The sequence below is a fragment of the Bacillus sp. PS95 genome, assembly GCF_037963565.1.
In the GTDB taxonomy this organism is placed as follows: Bacteria; Bacillota; Bacilli; order Bacillales; family Bacillaceae; genus Bacillus; species Bacillus subtilis.
Genome location: NZ_CP150160.1, coordinates 2,329,487 through 2,346,678, shown reverse-complemented (window position 1 = coordinate 2,346,678; position 17,192 = coordinate 2,329,487). Strand labels below are relative to the sequence as shown.

Below are 17,192 nucleotides of genomic sequence, written 5' to 3'. Positions count from 1 at the left end.
TGAAACTGACTGAAGAGTATGATAATGTATGTCTTAATCATGAAGGGACAGTCCATAAAACTGTCCTTTCATCCATAAGCGGAGAAAGAGGGAATGACATTGTTCTTACACGGCACAAGCAGACAAAATCAACATGGTCATTTAGAAATCGGAGGTGTGGATGCTCTCTATTTAGCGGAGAAATATGGTACACCTCTTTACGTATATGATGTGGCTTTAATACGTGAGCGTGCTAAAAACTTTAAGCAGGCGTTTATTTCTGCAGGGCTGATAGCACAGGTGGCATATGCGAGCAAAGCATTCTCATCAGTCGCAATGATTCAGCTCGCTGAGGAAGAGGGACTTTCTTTAGATGTCGTATCCGGAGGAGAGCTATATACGGCTGTTGCGGCAGGCTTTCCGGCAGAACGCATCCACTTTCATGGAAACAATAAGAGCAGGGAAGAACTGCGCATGGCGCTTGAGCACCGCATCGGCTGCATTGTGGTGGATAATTTCTATGAAATTGCGCTTCTTGAAGACCTATGTAAAGAAACGGGTCACTCCATCGATGTTCTTCTTCGGATCACGCCCGGAGTAGAAGCGCATACGCATGACTACATTACAACGGGCCAGGAAGATTCAAAGTTTGGTTTCGATCTTCATAACGGACAAACTGAACGGGCCATTGAACAAGTATTACAATCGGAACACATTCAGCTGCTGGGTGTCCATTGCCATATCGGCTCGCAAATCTTTGATACGGCCGGTTTTGTGTTAGCAGCGGAAAAAATCTTCAAAAAACTAGACGAGTGGAGAGATTCATATTCATTTGTATCCAAGGTGCTGAATCTTGGAGGAGGTTTCGGCATTCGTTATACGGAAGATGATGAACCGCTTCATGCCACTGAATACGTTGAAAAAATTATCGAAGCTGTGAAAGAAAATGCTTCCCGTTACGGTTTTGACATTCCGGAAATTTGGATCGAACCGGGCCGTTCTCTCGTGGGAGACGCAGGCACAACTCTTTATACGGTTGGCTCTCAAAAAGAAGTGCCGGGTGTCCGCCAATATGTGGCTGTAGACGGAGGCATGAACGACAATATTCGTCCTGCGCTTTACCAAGCTAAATATGAAGCTGCGGCAGCCAACAGGATCGGAGAAGCGCATGACAAAACGGTATCAATTGCCGGAAAGTGCTGTGAAAGCGGAGATATGCTGATTTGGGATATTGACCTGCCGGAAGTAAAAGAAGGCGATCTTCTTGCCGTTTTTTGTACAGGCGCTTATGGATACAGCATGGCCAACAATTATAACCGTATTCCGAGACCCGCCGTTGTATTTGTCGAAAACGGTGAGGCTCATTTAGTCGTGAAGCGAGAAACATACGAAGATATTGTAAAACTTGATCTGCCATTTAAAACGGGTGTAAAGCAATAAAAGAAAGCGCCGATTTTTCGGCGCTTTTCCTATTTGAATATAGATACAATCGCATTCCAGATAGATACGAAGAAATCAATGACTTTCTGGATGAAGTTTTTGCCTTCATCTGATTCTATGAATTTCGTAATCTTATCTTTCGCTTTATCTAGCTGGTCACTGACCTGTCCCCAGTCAATGTCAGCGTTTTTCATCTTATTGAATAGGGAGACAAGCTGATTCTTTTGGCTGTCTGTAAGTGTGACGTTTAAATCAGAAGCTGCGTCATCCACTTGTTTTTCGATGTCAGCTTTATTATCAGGCACCCCGTTTTTAGCAAACTCTTCTTTGATTTTTGCAATCAGGGCTGCCGCATTTTCGTTACCGATTTTGTCTCCAAGCTCTGATGTCGTGACAAGCTCTTGGTTGGCGACTTGCTTAACATCCTCCGAGATCGCTTCGTCAGAAGAAACTTCATAAGCCTTAATCAATCCAGTTAAAGCGGCAGTCCCTGATACTTCAAACGGTGCTGTAACATACACCTTCGCATCTTTAACACCGGCTGTCATCAGTGCATTCAGGTACATTTCATCTGTGATGCCGCTGATATTATGGGTCTCAACATTCAATCCGGAGCCTTTTTTGGCAATGGTGATTGACGATGAAGAAATCGCTCTCGATCCGATTTGCGCGTTCGATATATATTTTCCTAAATATTCATGTTCTTCCTTATTGGTCACGGTTACCGTTGTGGCATTATCAGGGACATTCATTTCATCAAGCACTTTTTGTTTGTCGGATTCTGACAAATCAGCACCCAGTGTTACAATGACATCTCCAACTGCGGCATCCGCGAGACTGACCTTCGGAACCGTCAGCAGCAAAACGGCCGCTGCCAGCATTCCAATCCAAATTTTCTTCAAAGCAGTTTGACCTCCTTCAATTTCACAAGCAGCTGGATAGTGCTGCTTTGTGAGGACCTGAATCATGAAAAATACAGTTCCGTTAGGTTAGACGGAGATAAAGAGATTCAGGTTTCATTTTTATTTTTTAGTAAAGCCGGGAGATTCGTTTTCCCCCGAAAGGTGTGGTATAATAGCCGCGACAAGGAGAGACAGGCCATAACCTATCATACATAATCTCCTTTGAAAATTAAAATAAAGAAAGTAGGCATACAATTGAAAACAGGTTACTTTTTATTAGAAGACGGGAACAAAATTGAATTTGAACTTTATCCTGAAGCTGCACCTGGAACTGTTGCAAACTTTGAAAAGCTTGCGAACGAAGGCTTTTATGACGGGCTTACATTCCACCGAGTGATCCCTGGCTTCGTCAGCCAAGGCGGATGCCCGCACGGAACTGGTACTGGCGGTCCGGGATACACAATCAAATGTGAAACAGAAGGAAACCCGCATACACATGAGGCGGGCGCACTTTCTATGGCACATGCCGGAAAAGACACTGGCGGCAGCCAATTTTTCATCGTTCATGAGCCACAGCCTCATTTGAACGGTGTTCACACTGTATTCGGTAAAGTAACAAGCGGATTAGAATTCGCGAAAAACATGTCTAACGGCGATGTCATGAAAGAAGTTCGCGTAGAAGGCTAATTGGCAGGCAAAAGGCTTCCTCATATAGAGGGAGCTTTTTTATTGGGTAAAAATGTTCAATAAAAAACCGCCGAGTGCTGATGGCGGTTGGCAAAACCAGGTGTTTAGTTAGTGAGACATCGCAAGCCCCCGTAATGAATAGATTAAAAAGTTTTGGTGACGTTCTGATCAGTAAATTGATGATTAATCATTTTAGCCTTGCTTACAAAGTTATTTTCAAAGACAATTCCTGTGTTTAAACCTCCGGAGCCAAACACAGATTTGGACAAAGTTAAAGGCCTGATCATAAAAGCGCCGCCTACGTTAATTACACTGTTCCCGGAAACGTTGTTTATATTAATAGGATAATCAATCATACTATCAAGTCTCCTTTCATATCATTCTATTGTTTATATGTATTAGTGCTAGAGTTGATTAGCGTAAACTTATCGGCAAAAATATTTAGGAGATGCCTGTTTTCATTGATTTAAAAAAACTCGAAAAAAGCGCCTCCTTTAAAGCTTCCGGAAGACTAGCTATCTGTCTATTCTTTTAACTACTCTGAATGCGGCAGCTGCTTTTCTGGCGAATGTAATAGGATCATCCTGTGCTGACTCAAAATGCATATACATTGCACCCGGCTCACTAAATAACCAGTGGTTATGCAATGCAGTAATCGTCATGCGCCGCTATCCTAGTTCGGTGAGCAAAGAATTTACCTCTTCATGTACGAAACTAAGTGAAATACTTTATCATTTCGAACCTCAAACGGGAAAAATGGGGAATGGCCAAGGAATGAGGTAGGCAAACAAACACCTGACTCGGTGGCAGAACGAACTGCCCAAAATTTTGGCAAACTCCCTGTGTATCTTTTGTTTCCTCCCATTTCATGCTGTTGCTCCTCCTATGTCAAAAAAGAATATATGAGTGACGAGTATAGGAGAGAAGATCCCGCCATAGACAATGTTGGTGGACGACTGAAGGTGAAATTGTGCTGATTATACAAAAAGTGGATTGGGAATGATAAAAGAACAAAAAAGTTTAAGGAGAATCCGTGCAAGTTTTGACGGGGTTGCTCGAACAGTACGGATATGCCGTCTTGTTTATTGTCTTGATGTTAGAGCTTCTATCTTTACTTGGACCAGGAGAGTTTGCCGGTGTTCTCGTGTTTCAAGAAAAGTTAAACTGGGTGCTAAGCATGTTAGCGGCCGGATTGGGGAGCTGTGCGGGAGTGAGCATGTCGTATTGGATCGGGTATAGACTGGGCCCAGCTGCAATTCAGAAAGCTTTTGCGTCTAGAGATGTTCTGTTAGCCGTTATTGTTCTAACTTTTCTTTGGACAGTATTCAAAGGGCAAGACCGGAAAATCGAACTCTCTTTCTTATTTTTCCTAGTCGTTGGTGCGAGAGCTTTATGGAGAGGGAATCAGACGGCTCTTTCATTCCCTTCATCCTGTTCACGCTCCTTTGGAAAGTCATGTATTATATCCATTCCCGAGCGAACAGACGTTAACGGCATTTGTCATTTTTGGTTTTTGTGCTTATCTTTTTGTTCGTCATTCTCACAAGGCTCGTCTGCAAACTGTTGCGTTTTTTGTTGATTATCGTTTTATTCCTCATCGGGCTGATCGTGTGTACGCGTTAATGAGCAGTATCCGAGTGATGTTGCTGCGGGTTGCGCCTTCGGCGGTGTTTGGCTGGGTTTAAATGTTTTGGTCATGGAGCTTTTCCGTTTCTCCAGAAGATTTACCAAGCTGAGAAACGAACCTAATTAGTATGTAAAGAACGGGGGATCAAAATTAAGCAAACTTTAAAGTAGTACGGTTCATTGGGATTGGTATTTTGTAGTAAAATAAATCAAACAAACGTGATGTAATGAAAAGGAGATCGCGGTATGGACAACAAAGGCTGTATAAAATGCGGCAGTACTGAAGTCGGACAAAAAGAAATAGCCACAACCGGCACGGGATTATCAAAGCTGTTTGACGTGCAGCATAACCGATTTCTAGTGGTTTACTGTAAGAACTGCGGATATTCAGAGTTTTATAATAAAGAGTCTTCAACTGCTGGGAATATATTGGATTTATTTTTTGGAGGCTGATCCATGTTTTCGAGCTTGAATGATTTTAAACATATTATGAAAGCAAAAAACGGGGTGCGGTTATCACTTGTGAAATTGATTGCCGCAAACATTCCAGTAACCTTCTTGATGTGAATTGTTTTGTCAAGTGCCATGGATATCATGGACTGGGAGATAAATGAACAAACTGTTCGTAACCTCATGCCTTATATACGATCTAAAGATTTAGCATATGAGAACTCTCTTTCTTCTGAGTCCATCGCTTCTGAATTATGCGATTCATTTCCTTCATATTTTCAGGCTTAGTTATGATCGACAAGAAAAAAATAGGCATGATGTGGGTAGAAGATGAAGATTAACAGTTTGTAAAATCACTTCAATGGTCCTAATGGGATTTTTTTTCGATTCGTGATAACATAAATTGAAGACCGTTGTTTATTGGAGGAAATCAGTTGAAATCAGAAAATGTTTCGAAGAAAAAGTCAATATTAGAATGGGCAAAAGCAATTGTGATTGCTGTCGTTCTTGCTTTGCTCATCCGCAACTTTATTTTTGCGCCGTATGTCGTTGATGGTGACTCTATGTATCCTACACTTCACAACCGTGAAAGGGTTTTTGTTAATATGACAGTCAAATACATCGGCGAGTTTGATAGAGGAGACATCGTCGTGTTAAACGGAGATGATGTTCACTATGTCAAACGTATTATCGGCCTTCCCGGCGATACGGTTGAGATGAAAAATGACCAGCTCTATATCAATGGGAAAAAGGTGGACGAGCCTTATTTGGCGGCTAATAAAAAGAGAGCGAAACAGAATGGTAAACATTTGACCGATGATTTCGGCCCGGTTAAAGTGCCTGATAACAAGTATTTTGTGATGGGTGACAATCGTCGGAATTCCATGGACAGCCGTAACGGACTTGGCCTCTTCACGAAAAAACAAATTGCGGGTACGTCAAAGTTTGTTTTCTACCCGTTTAACGAAATGCGCAAAACAAATTAGGATCAAGCAGTTTCCCATTGGGGCTGCTTTTTTTATATCTTTTTTACGGTCATCCCCTAAAAACAGAACATAAATTCGTATATCTATAGAAAAGAAATTTTTGCAGAAATGTGAAACATATTCCCGTTATGCATCGTTATATTAATAATTTACGAGAATTTACGGTTTTTTATTCATGAAAAAAAGGAATAACTCATATGAATGAATAGATTCATATTGGCTGGAGGTTTAGAAATGGGAAGAATAAAAACCAAGATTACCATTCTGTTAGTGCTTTTGCTTTTACTTGCAGGCGGTTATATGTACATAAATGATGTTGAGCTGAAGGATGTTCCGACAGCAATTGGACAAACCTTGTCCTCGGAAGAAGAGGAATACACCATCCAGGAATATAAAGTGACGAAAATTGACGGCTCAGAGTATCATGGAGTAGCAGAAAACGGAACGAAAATCATCTTCAACGGAAAAAAATTAAATCAGGATTTATCTGATATAAAAGAAGGTGACAAGATTAAGGCATACTTCAGCAAATCAAAGCGGATCGACGGATTAATCAAGGTTGCAAAAGTAAATGATTAACAAAACATCACCTTTCAGATCGAAGGGTGATGTTTTGTTTTTCTCAAATTGTAAGTTTATTTCATTGCGTACTTTAAAAAGGATCGCTATAATAGCCAATAAGGACAAATGAATAAAGATTGTATCCTTCGGGGCAGGGTGGAAATCCCGACCGGCGGTAGTAAAGCACATTTGCTTTAGAGCCCGTGACCCGTGTGCATAAGCACGCGGTGGATTCAGTTTAAGCTGAAGCCGACAGTGAAAGTCTGGATGGGAGAAGGATGATGAGCCGCTATGCAAAATGTTTAAAAATGCATAGTGTTATTTCCTATTGCGTAAAATACCTAAAGCCCCGAATTTTTTATAAATTCGGGGCTTTTTTGACGGTAAATAACAAAAGAGGGGAGGGAAACAAATGGAAGAGTATTATATGAAGCTGGCCTTAGATCTTGCGAAGCAGGGCGAAGGACAGACCGAATCCAATCCGCTTGTCGGCGCTGTTGTCGTAAAGGACGGACAAATTGTCGGAATGGGCGCCCATTTAAAATATGGGGAAGCTCATGCAGAAGTTCATGCCATCCATATGGCTGGAGCACATGCAGAGGGTGCCGACATTTACGTTACACTCGAACCGTGCAGCCATTACGGAAAAACACCGCCATGTGCAGAATTGATTATCAACTCTGGCATCAAAAGAGTGTTCGTGGCGATGAGAGATCCTAATCCGCTTGTGGCTGGAAGAGGGATCAGCATGATGAAAGAAGCCTGCATTGAGGTAAGGGAAGGCATCCTGGCAGACCAGGCGGAGAGGCTGAATGAAAAATTTCTGCACTTTATGAGGACAGGCCTTCCGTACGTCACGCTAAAAGCGGCTGCCAGCCTTGACGGCAAGATAGCTACCAGCACGGGTGACAGCAAATGGATCACGTCAGAGGCTGCAAGACAGGATGCTCAGCAATACAGGAAAACACACCAAAGCATTTTAGTCGGAGTTGGCACAGTGAAAGCTGACAATCCGAGCTTAACCTGCAGACTTCCGAATGTAACAAAACAGCCGGTTCGGGTCATACTTGATACCGTACTCTCGATTCCTGAGGACGCTAAAGTGATTTGCGATCAAATAGCGCCGACATGGATTTTTACGACGGCACGCGCAGACGAGGAAAAGAAAAAACGGCTTTCAGCTTTCGGAGTGAACATATTTACACTTGAAACCGAGCGCATTCAAATTCCTGATGTTTTGAAGATCCTAGCGGAAGAAGGCATCATGTCGGTGTATGTGGAAGGCGGTTCAGCTGTTCACGGAAGCTTTGTCAAAGAAGGCTGTTTTCAAGAAATCATCTTCTATTTTGCCCCTAAACTAATCGGAGGAACGCATGCTCCCAGCTTAATCTCCGGTGAAGGTTTTCAATCAATGAAAGATGTCCCCTTATTACAATTCACTGATATAACCCAAATCGGCCGTGATATCAAACTGACGGCAAAACCGACAAAGGAATAGGATGGTGACCATGTTTACAGGAATTATCGAAGAAACAGGCACAATCGAATCCATGAAAAAAGCAGGGCATTCAATGGCCTTAACAATTAAATGCTCAAAGATTTTAGAGGATGTTCATCTTGGCGACAGCATTGCAGTGAACGGCATTTGTCTGACTGTCACTGATTTTACAAAAAATCAATTCACAGTGGATGTAATGCCTGAAACAGTCAAAGCTACGTCACTGAATGATTTAACAAAAGGAAGCAAAGTAAATCTGGAAAGAGCGATGGCGGCAAACGGCCGTTTCGGAGGCCATTTCGTCTCAGGCCATGTCGACGGAACTGCGGAAATCACACGAATTGAAGAGAAAAGCAACGCAGTTTACTATGATTTAAAAATGGACCCGTCATTAACAAAAACATTGGTTTTAAAGGGATCAATTACTGTGGATGGCGTGAGCTTAACCATATTCGGCCTGACAGAAGACACAGTGACGATCTCCTTAATACCGCATACGATCAGCGAAACGATTTTTTCAGAAAAAACGATCGGCTCTAAAGTGAATATCGAATGCGATATGATCGGAAAATATATGTATCGATTTTTGCATAAAGCCAATGAAAATAAGACCCAACAAACCATTACAAAAGCCTTCTTAAGCGAAAACGGCTTTTAGAGAGGAAGATTTGCATGTTTCATCCGATAGAAGAAGCACTGGACGCTTTAAAAAAAGGCGAAGTCATCATCGTTGTAGATGATGAAGACAGAGAAAATGAAGGAGACTTTGTGGCTCTTGCCGAGCATGCAACGCCGGAAGTCATTAACTTTATGGCGACTCATGGGAGAGGACTGATCTGCACGCCGCTCAGTGAGGAAATCGCAGACAGGCTTGATCTTCACCCTATGGTTGAGCATAATACAGATTCTCACCACACTGCATTTACCGTAAGCATAGACCATCGTGAAACGAAAACAGGTATCAGCGCTCAAGAAAGATCTTTTACCGTTCAAGCATTGCTGGACAGCAAATCCGTGCCATCTGATTTTCAGCGTCCGGGGCACATTTTTCCGCTGATTGCGAAAAAAGGAGGTGTCCTGAAAAGAGCGGGCCATACAGAAGCTGCTGTTGATCTTGCTGAAGCTTGCGGATCTCCAGGAGCCGGCGTCATTTGTGAAATTATGAATGAAGACGGAACGATGGCGAGAGTGCCTGAGCTCATTGAAATTGCGAAAAAGCATCAATTAAAAATGATCACCATTAAGGATTTGATTCAATACCGTTACAATCTGACAACACTTGTCGAGCGTGAAGTTGACATTACGCTGCCTACTGATTTTGGGACATTTAAGGTTTATGGATACACAAATGAGGTAGATGGAAAAGAGCATGTCGCATTTGTGATGGGAGAGGTGCCGTTCGGAGAAGAACCGGTATTGGTCCGGGTGCATTCAGAATGTCTCACAGGTGACGTGTTTGGGTCTCATCGCTGTGACTGCGGACCGCAGCTGCACGCGGCGCTGAACCAAATTGCCGCAGAAGGCCGTGGAGTGCTTCTGTACTTGCGCCAAGAAGGACGAGGCATCGGTTTAATCAATAAATTAAAAGCTTATAAGCTTCAGGAACAAGGTTATGACACCGTAGAAGCCAATGAGGCGCTTGGATTCTTGCCGGATCTTCGCAACTATGGCATCGGAGCACAAATTTTACGCGACCTCGGTGTCCGGAATATGAAGCTTTTGACGAATAATCCGCGAAAAATCGCAGGCCTTGAAGGCTACGGACTCAGTATTTCAGAAAGAGTGCCGCTTCAAATGGAGGCGAAAGAACACAATAAAAAATATTTGCAAACCAAAATGAACAAGCTAGGTCATTTACTTCATTTCTAATCACAAATATCACAAAAAAGGATGGGAATCATATGAATATCATACAAGGAAATTTAGTTGGTACAGGTCTTAAAATCGGAATCGTAGTAGGAAGATTTAATGATTTTATTACGAGCAAGCTGCTGAGCGGAGCAGAAGATGCGCTGCTCAGACATGGCGTAGACACAAATGACATTGATGTGGCTTGGGTTCCAGGCGCATTTGAAATACCGTTTGCTGCGAAAAAAATGGCGGAAACAAAAAAATATGATGCTATTATCACATTGGGCACTGTCATCAGAGGCGCAACGACACATTACGATTATGTCTGCAATGAAGCTGCAAAAGGCATCGCGCAAGCAGCAAACACTACTGGTGTACCTGTCATCTTTGGAATTGTAACAACTGAAAACATCGAACAGGCTATCGAGCGTGCCGGCACAAAAGCGGGCAACAAAGGTGTAGATTGTGCTGTTTCTGCCATTGAAATGGCAAATTTAAACCGCTCATTTGAATAATTTGCTGAAAACAGTTTAAAAATATGGCGAAAATGATATAATGTGAGAAAACGGATCACCTATTCGTATCCGTTAATAGCAGACTGGACATTTTGGATATAGAGGGGTTTTTATGTTAATTCGTTATAAAAAATCGTTTGAAAAGATTGCGATGGGGCTTCTTTCGTTTATGCCGAATGAAAAAGACCTTAAGCAGCTTCAGCAGACAATTAAGGACTACGAAACGGATACAGACCGCCAGCTCTTTCTTTGGAAAGAGGACGAGGATATCGTCGGAGCAATCGGAGTCGAAAAAAAGGATTCTGAGGTTGAGATCCGGCATATCAGTGTGAATCCTTCTCATCGCCATCAAGGAATCGGAAAACAGATGATGGATGCTTTAAAGCATTTATTCAAAACGCAAGTACTGGTTCCAAATGAATTAACGCAGAGCTTTTTCGAACGTTGTCAAGGTCAGCAGGATCAAGACATTTCATACAATAATTAAGCAGAGGCTGTCATCAGCCTCTGCTTTAGTTTGATGACAAAATCCGAAAACAGTTTTGTTTTAGGTTTTTGTCATCCTTTCAGCGCGATTGAAAACCCTTGAAGTCTAGGAAAGCTGAGCATTGGAGCGGAGCGAATGTTTTCATTCGTGAGCACCAACGCACAGGCTTGACAACGAATGCGATGGTTTGTCGACACGCTGAGCAGAGGCTGTGATCAGTCTCTGCTTTTTTTTCTGCGTTCTATTTCTTTTTCACGTTCACGGATGACGTCAGTCCGATCCCGCAAACGGTGTTTGTCGATAAGAAATATGTTGCTGAGTGCACTGGGCTGCCCCCATGTATACTTTTTTTTCCTGCATTCGATCCTGCATGCTTCCTCCAGTTTCTTATCTTTGATTGGCAGCATAATGCTTTTATAGGCAGAGCCGGTTTCGATTTGTTCGTAAACCGATTGCATAAGTTCGAGCAAACGGCCATGATCAAGCCCTAAGTCTTCGACTGCCCGGTGTTCTGCTTGAAGAATCCGGATGCTGTTCGCCATCAGTCTTTTTGCCCCGGCTGTATTCTGCCTTCTGTGATGATATAAAGCAACTGCAAGCTGAATAAAGCCCACCCAATAGCGTTTTCGTTTCTTTGGCGGATCTTCCTTCCAATATTCTTCTAATATTTCATGGCATTCAAAATAATCCCGTGTCGCGTGAAACTCAACGAGATAATCTATATAAGCTTTCGGATACAAGGTGCTTCCTCCTTTAATGTGCTTTTAGTGTACCATAGAAGGGATAAAAGGAAAAAAGAACGCTCGGCCTCTATTGCTTCTTAGAAAGGAAAACCAGAAGCTAAGGCTTTTTCTCCCGCTTCAGCACTCCGAGCAAACACCTCTCGTGTTTTGAATATTCTGCACAAACTTGTTCAAAACAGGAAATGAAATAGTATTGGACGAGAGCTTTTTGGTGGCTTATACTATAGGGTAGCCAGTTTTTCCGGCAATGAGAGTGATACTTGAAAATGGTGAGATGATGGAAGAATATCAAGTGAAAATTGATACGTTTGAGGGCCCATTGGACCTGCTGCTTCATTTAATCAATCGTCTTGAAATTGACATATATGATATACCTGTGGCGAAGATCACTGAACAATATTTATTATATGTACATACGATGCGTGTGCTTGAGCTCGATATGGCCAGCGAGTATTTGGTTATGGCTGCCACGCTGCTCAGCATTAAAAGCAGAATGCTGCTCCCGAAGCAAGAGGAGGAGCTTTTTGAAGATGAATTACTTGAAGAAGAAGATCCGCGGGAGGAACTGATTGAAAAGCTGATTGAGTATCGAAAATATAAAGATGCGGCGAAGGATTTAAAAGAACGGGAAGAAGAAAGACAAAAATCGTTCACGAAACCGCCGAGTGATTTGAGTGAATATGCAAAAGAAGTAAAACAGTCTGAGCAAAAGCTCTCTGTCACGGTCTATGATATGATCGGAGCTTTTCAAAAAGTGCTGAAACGCAAAAAAATAAACAGGCCGATGGAAACAACAATTACAAGACAGGACATACCAATCGAAGCCAGAATGAACGAAATCGTGCACAGCTTGAAATCTAGAGGAACGAGAATCAACTTTATGGATCTGTTTCCATATGAACAAAAAGAACATTTAGTAGTGACCTTTCTAGCTGTTCTTGAGCTGATGAAAAATCAGCTGGTCCTCATTGAACAGGAGCACAATTTTTCAGATATTTACATTACGGGGAGTGAATCCATTCATGGGGCTTGATATCGTGAATTGGAAAGCTATTGTGGAAGCCCTTCTTTATGCGGCAGGCGATGAAGGGCTTACAAAAAAGCAGCTGTTAACAGTGCTTGAAATCGAAGAGCCTGAACTGAACACGATCATGGCGGATGTGGCGGACGAATACCGCGGAGATACACGAGGGATTGAACTTATTGAGTATGCAGATACGTACATGCTCTCTACCAAAAAAGACTTTGCGCCTTACTTGAAAAAACTGATTGAAGTGCCGTCAAAGGGCCTTTCTCAAGCATCTTTAGAAGTACTGGCCATTGTTTCATACAAACAGCCAATTACGAGAGCAGAAATTGAAGAAATCAGAGGAGTAAAATCAGAGCGGATTTTACACAGTCTTGTCGCGAAGGCGCTATTGTGTGAAGTAGGGCGTGCCGATGGTCCGGGGCGGGCCATTTTATACGGTACTACGCCGACTTTTCTTGAACAATTCGGCCTGAAAACGCTGGACGAGCTTCCGCCGCTGCCTGAAAATGCGGAAGAAGACGTTCTTCAAGAAGAAGCAGATTTATTTTTTGAAAACTTTAACCAAACCTTCGAAGATATAAAATAGAAGTTTAATGAATCGCGCTTTTTCATCATCATAAGATATAAGGAAGAAGCTATCATGAAAGAAGCAAAATGTGAGAGACAAAGACATGAGGGGAAGATACCAAACGAAATGGGACATTCGATTGTGCGAGCGCAGACTCAAAAAACAGGCGAATTCTTATCAATGGTTGTCAATACCGTGAACGATTACCTAAATCAAACGACGCTTGAGTCCTTACAGGCTGAATTGCCTATTGAAAAAGGATACTGCTGTGATGTGCTTAGCACTCTGAGAAGAATGGCAGTATTTTGTGAAGGAGGCGCAGAAGCGTGCCGCCGTCTCCTGATGCAGGAGCCTTTTCAGGAAGCCAGAGCGGAAAAAACACTTTATAATGTGTATCACCAATGCATTGAAGAGTTCTTTATGCCGAAAAAAGACACGTGGTGTGAAAATAGCCGGGCGTCTTATACCGGGGTCAGCGCAATTGAGTTTTATCATGCTGTTCCTGCGTCGCTTGAGCAATTATTATTGCCGTTGAGCGCGGCCTTTCTGAAGATGAGGGAAGAGCTGGCTCATTACGAAGCGTCCGGATCAAGCATGGCGCCAATCAGATAACGTTTACTCTCCCTTTTTCAGGGAGAGTTTTTTTATGTTTGCTTCCAGAAATATAATTGTTATTCATAACTGATGGACATGCGCATAAACTTGTACAAACCACCACAAGGACGTGAGCAAACATGCGCATTTTCAAAAAAGCAGTATTCGTGATCATGATTTCTTTTCTTATTGCAACCGTAAATGTGAATACAGCACATGCTGCTATAGATGTCAGTGCAAAAAGCGCGATCATTATTGACGGTGCGTCAGGCAGAGTGTTATATGCCAAGGATGAGCATCAAAAAAGGCGGATCGCGAGCATCACAAAAATTATGACCGCCGTCCTCGCCATCGAATCCGGCAAAATGGATCAAACGGTGACGGTTTCGGCAAATGCTGTCAGAACAGAAGGCTCCGCCATTTATTTAACAGAAGGTCAAAAAGTAAAGCTGAAAGATCTTGTGTATGGCCTGATGCTAAGATCAGGAAACGACGCCGCTGTCGCGATTGCTGAGCATGTCGGTGGGAGCCTCGATGGGTTTGTTTATATGATGAATCAAAAAGCCGAGCAGCTTGGTATGAAGAACACCCGTTTTCAAAACCCGCACGGATTGGACGACCATGAAAATCATTATTCAACAGCCTATGACATGGCCATTTTAACTAAGTATGCTATGAAGCTGAAAGACTATCAAAAGATTTCAGGCACAAAAATATACAAAGCGGAAACGATGGAAAGCGTATGGAAAAACAAAAATAAACTGCTGACCATGCTTTATCCGTACAGCACAGGAGGAAAAACAGGCTATACAAAACTTGCAAAACGGACTCTGGTCTCTACGGCTTCAAAGGACGGCACTGATCTGATAGCCGTCACCATTAATGACCCTAATGATTGGGATGACCATATGAAGATGTTTAACTATGTGTTTGAGCATTATCAAACCTATTTAATTGCAAAAAAAGGAGATATTCCAAAGCTGAAAGGCACATTTTATGAATCGAAGGCTTTTATCAAACGTGATATCACCTATTTGCTGACCGAAGAGGAAAAAGAAGATGTGAAAATTAATACCACACTGCTCAAGCCGAAAAAAGCATGGGAAAAAGATGCCTCGAAAATCCCTGATATCGTAGGGCACATGGAGATCATGTTCAACGATGAAACCATCGCAAAAGTGCCGATCTATTATGAAAATGAGCGGCATCAAAAACCGAAGAAACAATTTTTTGAAACGTTTAAATCAATCTTTCTGAATGCGGCAGGCGGAGCAAAATGGTCAATATAATTTGGGTCAGTTTAACAGTGATCGGACTAGTTTTTGCGATGTGCAACGGAACACTGCAAGATGTAAATGAAGCCGTGTTTAAGGGTGCGAAAGAAGCGATTACGATCTCATTTGGATTGATGAGCGTGCTTGTTTTCTGGCTTGGTTTAATGAAAATCGCCGAGCAGTCAGGGCTTTTGGATATTTTCAGCCGGATGTGCAGGCCTTTTATATCTAAGCTGTTCCCTGATATACCGCCGGATCACCCGGCGATGGGCTATATTTTATCTAATCTTATGGCGAATTTCTTCGGCCTCGGAAATGCAGCAACTCCGCTTGGCATTAAAGCAATGGAACAAATGAAAAAGCTGAATGGAAACCGATCGGAAGCAAGCCGGTCGATGATTACTTTTTTAGCTGTTAATACGTCCTGCATCACACTCATCCCGACAACGGTGATCGCTGTCCGAATGGCTTATTCCTCCAAAACGCCGACAGATATCGTCGGGCCAAGCATTTTGGCAACGCTTATTTCCGGAATCGGTGCCATTATCATTGATCGGTATTTTTATTACCGCCGCAAAAAGAAGGGAAGGTGAGCGGATGGAAATCATCAACTGGCTGTCTTTAGCCATGATTCCAATCATTATTGCCGGAATTCTTCTTTATGGAACGATCAAAAAGGTTCCGACATATGAATCGTTTGTCGAAGGCGGGAAAGAGGGGATAGAAATTGCCTTTTCCATTATCCCCTATTTAGTCGGAATGCTTGTCGCTATAACTGTTTTCAGATCATCAGGCGCGCTTGATTTTATAATGGATCTTTTAAAACCGGCTTTCTCCGCTATCGGCATCCCTGCTGAAGTAGTGCCGCTTGCTCTGATCCGCCCGATCTCCGGTACGGCCGCACTTGGAATGACGACCGATTTAATTGCAGTATACGGGCCCGATTCCTTTATCGGCAGGCTGGCTTCCGTCATGCAGGGATCTACAGATACAACGCTTTATGTACTGACTGTGTATTTCGGAGCAGTCGGCATTAAAAAAATGGGTGATGCATTAAAGGTGGGACTTCTTGCAGATTTAATCGGCGTAGTTGCATCTATCATCATCGTTACGTTATTATTTGGGAGCGCCTGAAAACGGCGTTTTTTTTAGATTTGGCATAGGAATTTGAAAAAGCTTGTTTGTTAAGGTTGAAAAAAGTAAGATAATACTTGAGGTGAAAGACATGGAAAGACTGCAAAAAGTGATTGCTCATGCCGGAGTTGCGTCGCGCAGAAAGGCAGAAGAGCTGATTAAAGAAGGAAAAGTAAAGGTGAATGGCAAAGTAGTAACAGAGCTAGGTGTTAAGGTCACCGGTTCTGATCAGATTGAGGTAAACGGGTTAAAGGTTGAACGCGAAGAGCCGGTTTACTTTCTCTTATATAAACCAAGAGGCGTTATTTCCGCAGCGCAAGATGATAAAGGACGCAAAGTGGTGACGGACTTTTTTAAAAATATTCCGCAGCGCATTTATCCGATTGGGCGTCTGGACTATGATACGAGCGGTCTTTTGCTTTTAACCAATGACGGCGAATTCGCCAATAAGCTAATGCATCCTAAGTATGAAATAGACAAAACATACGTGGCGAAGGTGAAAGGAATCCCGCCTAAAGAGCTGCTCAGAAAGCTGGAGCGCGGAATTAGGCTGGAGGAAGGCAAAACAGCGCCTGCTAAAGCGAAGCTGCTGTCTTTGGATAAGAAAAAGCAGACAAGCATTATTCAGCTGACGATCCATGAGGGACGCAACAGACAGGTGCGCCGCATGTTTGAAGCGATCGGACATGAGGTAATCAAGCTGAAGCGTGAGGAATACGCGTTTTTAAACCTGCGAGGCCTGCACACGGGCGATGCCAGAGAGCTTACGCCTCACGAAGTAAAAAGGCTCAGAGCACTGGCGGATCACGGTAAAAACGCTTTCTAAATTTCACATAACCTTCAAAAAGTAAGAAATGTGAAATGAAC

Annotated in this window: 22 protein-coding genes, 1 pseudogene and 1 riboswitch; of the genes and pseudogenes, 18 read left to right on the top strand and 5 right to left on the bottom strand. The window is 42.7% G+C overall.

The window, feature by feature from the left end; all coding sequences use genetic code 11:
* Nucleotides 1-99 precede the first annotated feature (99 nt).
* The gene (gene lysA, locus NSQ12_RS11985) at nt 100-1,419 is read left to right on the top strand and encodes a diaminopimelate decarboxylase (RefSeq protein WP_339176685.1); all 1,320 of its coding nucleotides are present in this window, start codon (nt 100-102) and stop codon (nt 1,417-1,419) included.
* Nucleotides 1,420-1,448: 29 nt separating this feature from the next.
* On the opposite strand, the gene NSQ12_RS11980 is transcribed toward lysA, so the two are convergent.
* On the bottom strand, nt 1,449-2,321 hold the full coding sequence (locus tag NSQ12_RS11980) for a DUF1002 domain-containing protein (RefSeq protein ID WP_014480169.1): 873 nt from the start codon (nt 2,319-2,321) through the stop codon (nt 1,449-1,451).
* Between the two features lie 255 nt (nt 2,322-2,576).
* Between NSQ12_RS11980 and NSQ12_RS11975 the strand changes: the two genes are divergently transcribed.
* On the top strand, nt 2,577-3,008 hold the full coding sequence (locus NSQ12_RS11975) for a peptidylprolyl isomerase (protein ID WP_003223931.1): 432 nt from the start codon (nt 2,577-2,579) through the stop codon (nt 3,006-3,008).
* A gap of 143 nt (nt 3,009-3,151) precedes the next feature.
* On the opposite strand, the gene NSQ12_RS11970 is transcribed toward NSQ12_RS11975, so the two are convergent.
* A complete protein-coding gene (locus NSQ12_RS11970) occupies nt 3,152-3,364 on the bottom strand; it encodes a spore germination protein (RefSeq protein WP_003230479.1) in 213 nt (70 codons plus the stop codon).
* 159 nt (nt 3,365-3,523) lie between these two features.
* Nucleotides 3,524-3,670 (bottom strand): DUF1259 domain-containing protein, encoded by a 147-nt coding sequence (locus tag NSQ12_RS11965; RefSeq protein WP_017695920.1) that lies wholly within the window; start codon nt 3,668-3,670, stop codon nt 3,524-3,526.
* Nucleotides 3,671-4,041: 371 nt separating this feature from the next.
* Between NSQ12_RS11965 and NSQ12_RS11960 the strand changes: the two are divergent.
* Nucleotides 4,042-4,247 (top strand): annotated as a pseudogene (locus NSQ12_RS11960) (hypothetical protein).
* Between the two features lie 633 nt (nt 4,248-4,880).
* Entirely contained in the window at nt 4,881-5,087 is a 207-nt protein-coding gene (locus NSQ12_RS11955) for a zinc ribbon domain-containing protein (RefSeq protein WP_174222993.1), read from the top strand.
* Here NSQ12_RS11955 and NSQ12_RS11950 read toward each other — a convergent pair.
* A complete protein-coding gene (locus tag NSQ12_RS11950) occupies nt 5,030-5,269 on the bottom strand; it encodes a hypothetical protein (RefSeq protein WP_174222992.1) in 240 nt (79 codons plus the stop codon). The genes NSQ12_RS11955 and NSQ12_RS11950 overlap by 58 nt on opposite strands.
* A 249-nt stretch (nt 5,270-5,518) precedes the next feature.
* Here NSQ12_RS11950 and lepB point away from each other — a divergent pair, with 249 nt between their 5' ends.
* The 7 genes from lepB (at nt 5,519) to ribT (ending at nt 10,982) form a co-directional block, all read left to right on the top strand.
* Nucleotides 5,519-6,070 carry a signal peptidase I gene (lepB, locus tag NSQ12_RS11945; protein WP_088326387.1) on the top strand — a complete coding sequence of 184 codons (552 nt, stop codon included), beginning with the start codon at nt 5,519-5,521 and terminating at the stop codon, nt 6,068-6,070.
* 234 nt (nt 6,071-6,304) lie between these two features.
* Nucleotides 6,305-6,649 carry a hypothetical protein gene (locus NSQ12_RS11940; RefSeq protein ID WP_003230488.1) on the top strand — a complete coding sequence of 115 codons (345 nt, stop codon included), beginning with the start codon at nt 6,305-6,307 and terminating at the stop codon, nt 6,647-6,649.
* 120 nt (nt 6,650-6,769) lie between these two features.
* A riboswitch (FMN riboswitch) is annotated at nt 6,770-6,914 on the top strand.
* Between the two features lie 129 nt (nt 6,915-7,043).
* On the top strand, nt 7,044-8,129 hold the full coding sequence (ribD, locus tag NSQ12_RS11935; protein WP_069703887.1) for a bifunctional diaminohydroxyphosphoribosylaminopyrimidine deaminase/5-amino-6-(5-phosphoribosylamino)uracil reductase RibD: 1,086 nt from the start codon (nt 7,044-7,046) through the stop codon (nt 8,127-8,129).
* Between the two features lie 10 nt (nt 8,130-8,139).
* A complete protein-coding gene (gene ribE / locus NSQ12_RS11930) occupies nt 8,140-8,787 on the top strand; it encodes a riboflavin synthase subunit alpha (protein ID WP_014480161.1) in 648 nt (215 codons plus the stop codon).
* A gap of 14 nt (nt 8,788-8,801) precedes the next feature.
* Nucleotides 8,802-9,998 carry a bifunctional 3,4-dihydroxy-2-butanone-4-phosphate synthase/GTP cyclohydrolase II gene (locus NSQ12_RS11925; RefSeq protein ID WP_003230496.1) on the top strand — a complete coding sequence of 399 codons (1,197 nt, stop codon included), beginning with the start codon at nt 8,802-8,804 and terminating at the stop codon, nt 9,996-9,998.
* A 32-nt stretch (nt 9,999-10,030) separates the two neighbouring features.
* Nucleotides 10,031-10,495, top strand: a complete 465-nt coding sequence (gene ribH / locus NSQ12_RS11920) for a 6,7-dimethyl-8-ribityllumazine synthase (RefSeq protein ID WP_003223915.1) — start codon at nt 10,031-10,033, stop codon at nt 10,493-10,495.
* Between the two features lie 112 nt (nt 10,496-10,607).
* Nucleotides 10,608-10,982 (top strand): GNAT family N-acetyltransferase RibT, encoded by a 375-nt coding sequence (gene ribT, locus NSQ12_RS11915; RefSeq protein WP_003223910.1) that lies wholly within the window; start codon nt 10,608-10,610, stop codon nt 10,980-10,982.
* Between the two features lie 215 nt (nt 10,983-11,197).
* On the opposite strand, the gene NSQ12_RS11910 is transcribed toward ribT, so the two are convergent.
* The gene (locus NSQ12_RS11910; RefSeq protein ID WP_015714193.1) at nt 11,198-11,722 is read right to left on the bottom strand and encodes a DUF309 domain-containing protein; all 525 of its coding nucleotides are present in this window, start codon (nt 11,720-11,722) and stop codon (nt 11,198-11,200) included.
* A 280-nt stretch (nt 11,723-12,002) separates the two neighbouring features.
* On the opposite strand from NSQ12_RS11910, the gene scpA reads away from it, so the two are divergent.
* The 7 genes from scpA to rluB all read left to right on the top strand — a co-directional run bounded on the left by scpA (nt 12,003) and on the right by rluB (nt 17,151).
* Nucleotides 12,003-12,758, top strand: a complete 756-nt coding sequence (gene scpA, locus NSQ12_RS11905; RefSeq protein WP_014477220.1) for a segregation/condensation protein A — start codon at nt 12,003-12,005, stop codon at nt 12,756-12,758.
* The gene (gene scpB, locus NSQ12_RS11900) at nt 12,748-13,341 is read left to right on the top strand and encodes an SMC-Scp complex subunit ScpB (RefSeq protein WP_003223904.1); all 594 of its coding nucleotides are present in this window, start codon (nt 12,748-12,750) and stop codon (nt 13,339-13,341) included. The genes scpA and scpB overlap by 11 nt, the downstream gene beginning before the upstream one ends.
* Nucleotides 13,342-13,395: 54 nt before the next feature.
* Nucleotides 13,396-13,935, top strand: a complete 540-nt coding sequence (locus NSQ12_RS11895; protein ID WP_014477219.1) for a YpuI family protein — start codon at nt 13,396-13,398, stop codon at nt 13,933-13,935.
* Nucleotides 13,936-14,057: 122 nt separating this feature from the next.
* Nucleotides 14,058-15,206 (top strand): D-alanyl-D-alanine carboxypeptidase DacB, encoded by a 1,149-nt coding sequence (gene dacB, locus NSQ12_RS11890; protein ID WP_069703888.1) that lies wholly within the window; start codon nt 14,058-14,060, stop codon nt 15,204-15,206.
* Nucleotides 15,194-15,784 carry a spore maturation protein SpmA gene (spmA, locus tag NSQ12_RS11885; protein WP_004398980.1) on the top strand — a complete coding sequence of 197 codons (591 nt, stop codon included), beginning with the start codon at nt 15,194-15,196 and terminating at the stop codon, nt 15,782-15,784. The genes dacB and spmA overlap by 13 nt, the downstream gene beginning before the upstream one ends.
* A 4-nt stretch (nt 15,785-15,788) precedes the next feature.
* Nucleotides 15,789-16,325, top strand: a complete 537-nt coding sequence (spmB, locus tag NSQ12_RS11880) for a spore maturation protein SpmB (RefSeq protein WP_003230509.1) — start codon at nt 15,789-15,791, stop codon at nt 16,323-16,325.
* Nucleotides 16,326-16,416: 91 nt separating this feature from the next.
* Nucleotides 16,417-17,151 (top strand): 23S rRNA pseudouridine(2605) synthase RluB, encoded by a 735-nt coding sequence (rluB, locus tag NSQ12_RS11875; protein WP_004398815.1) that lies wholly within the window; start codon nt 16,417-16,419, stop codon nt 17,149-17,151.
* Nucleotides 17,152-17,192 lie beyond the last annotated feature (41 nt).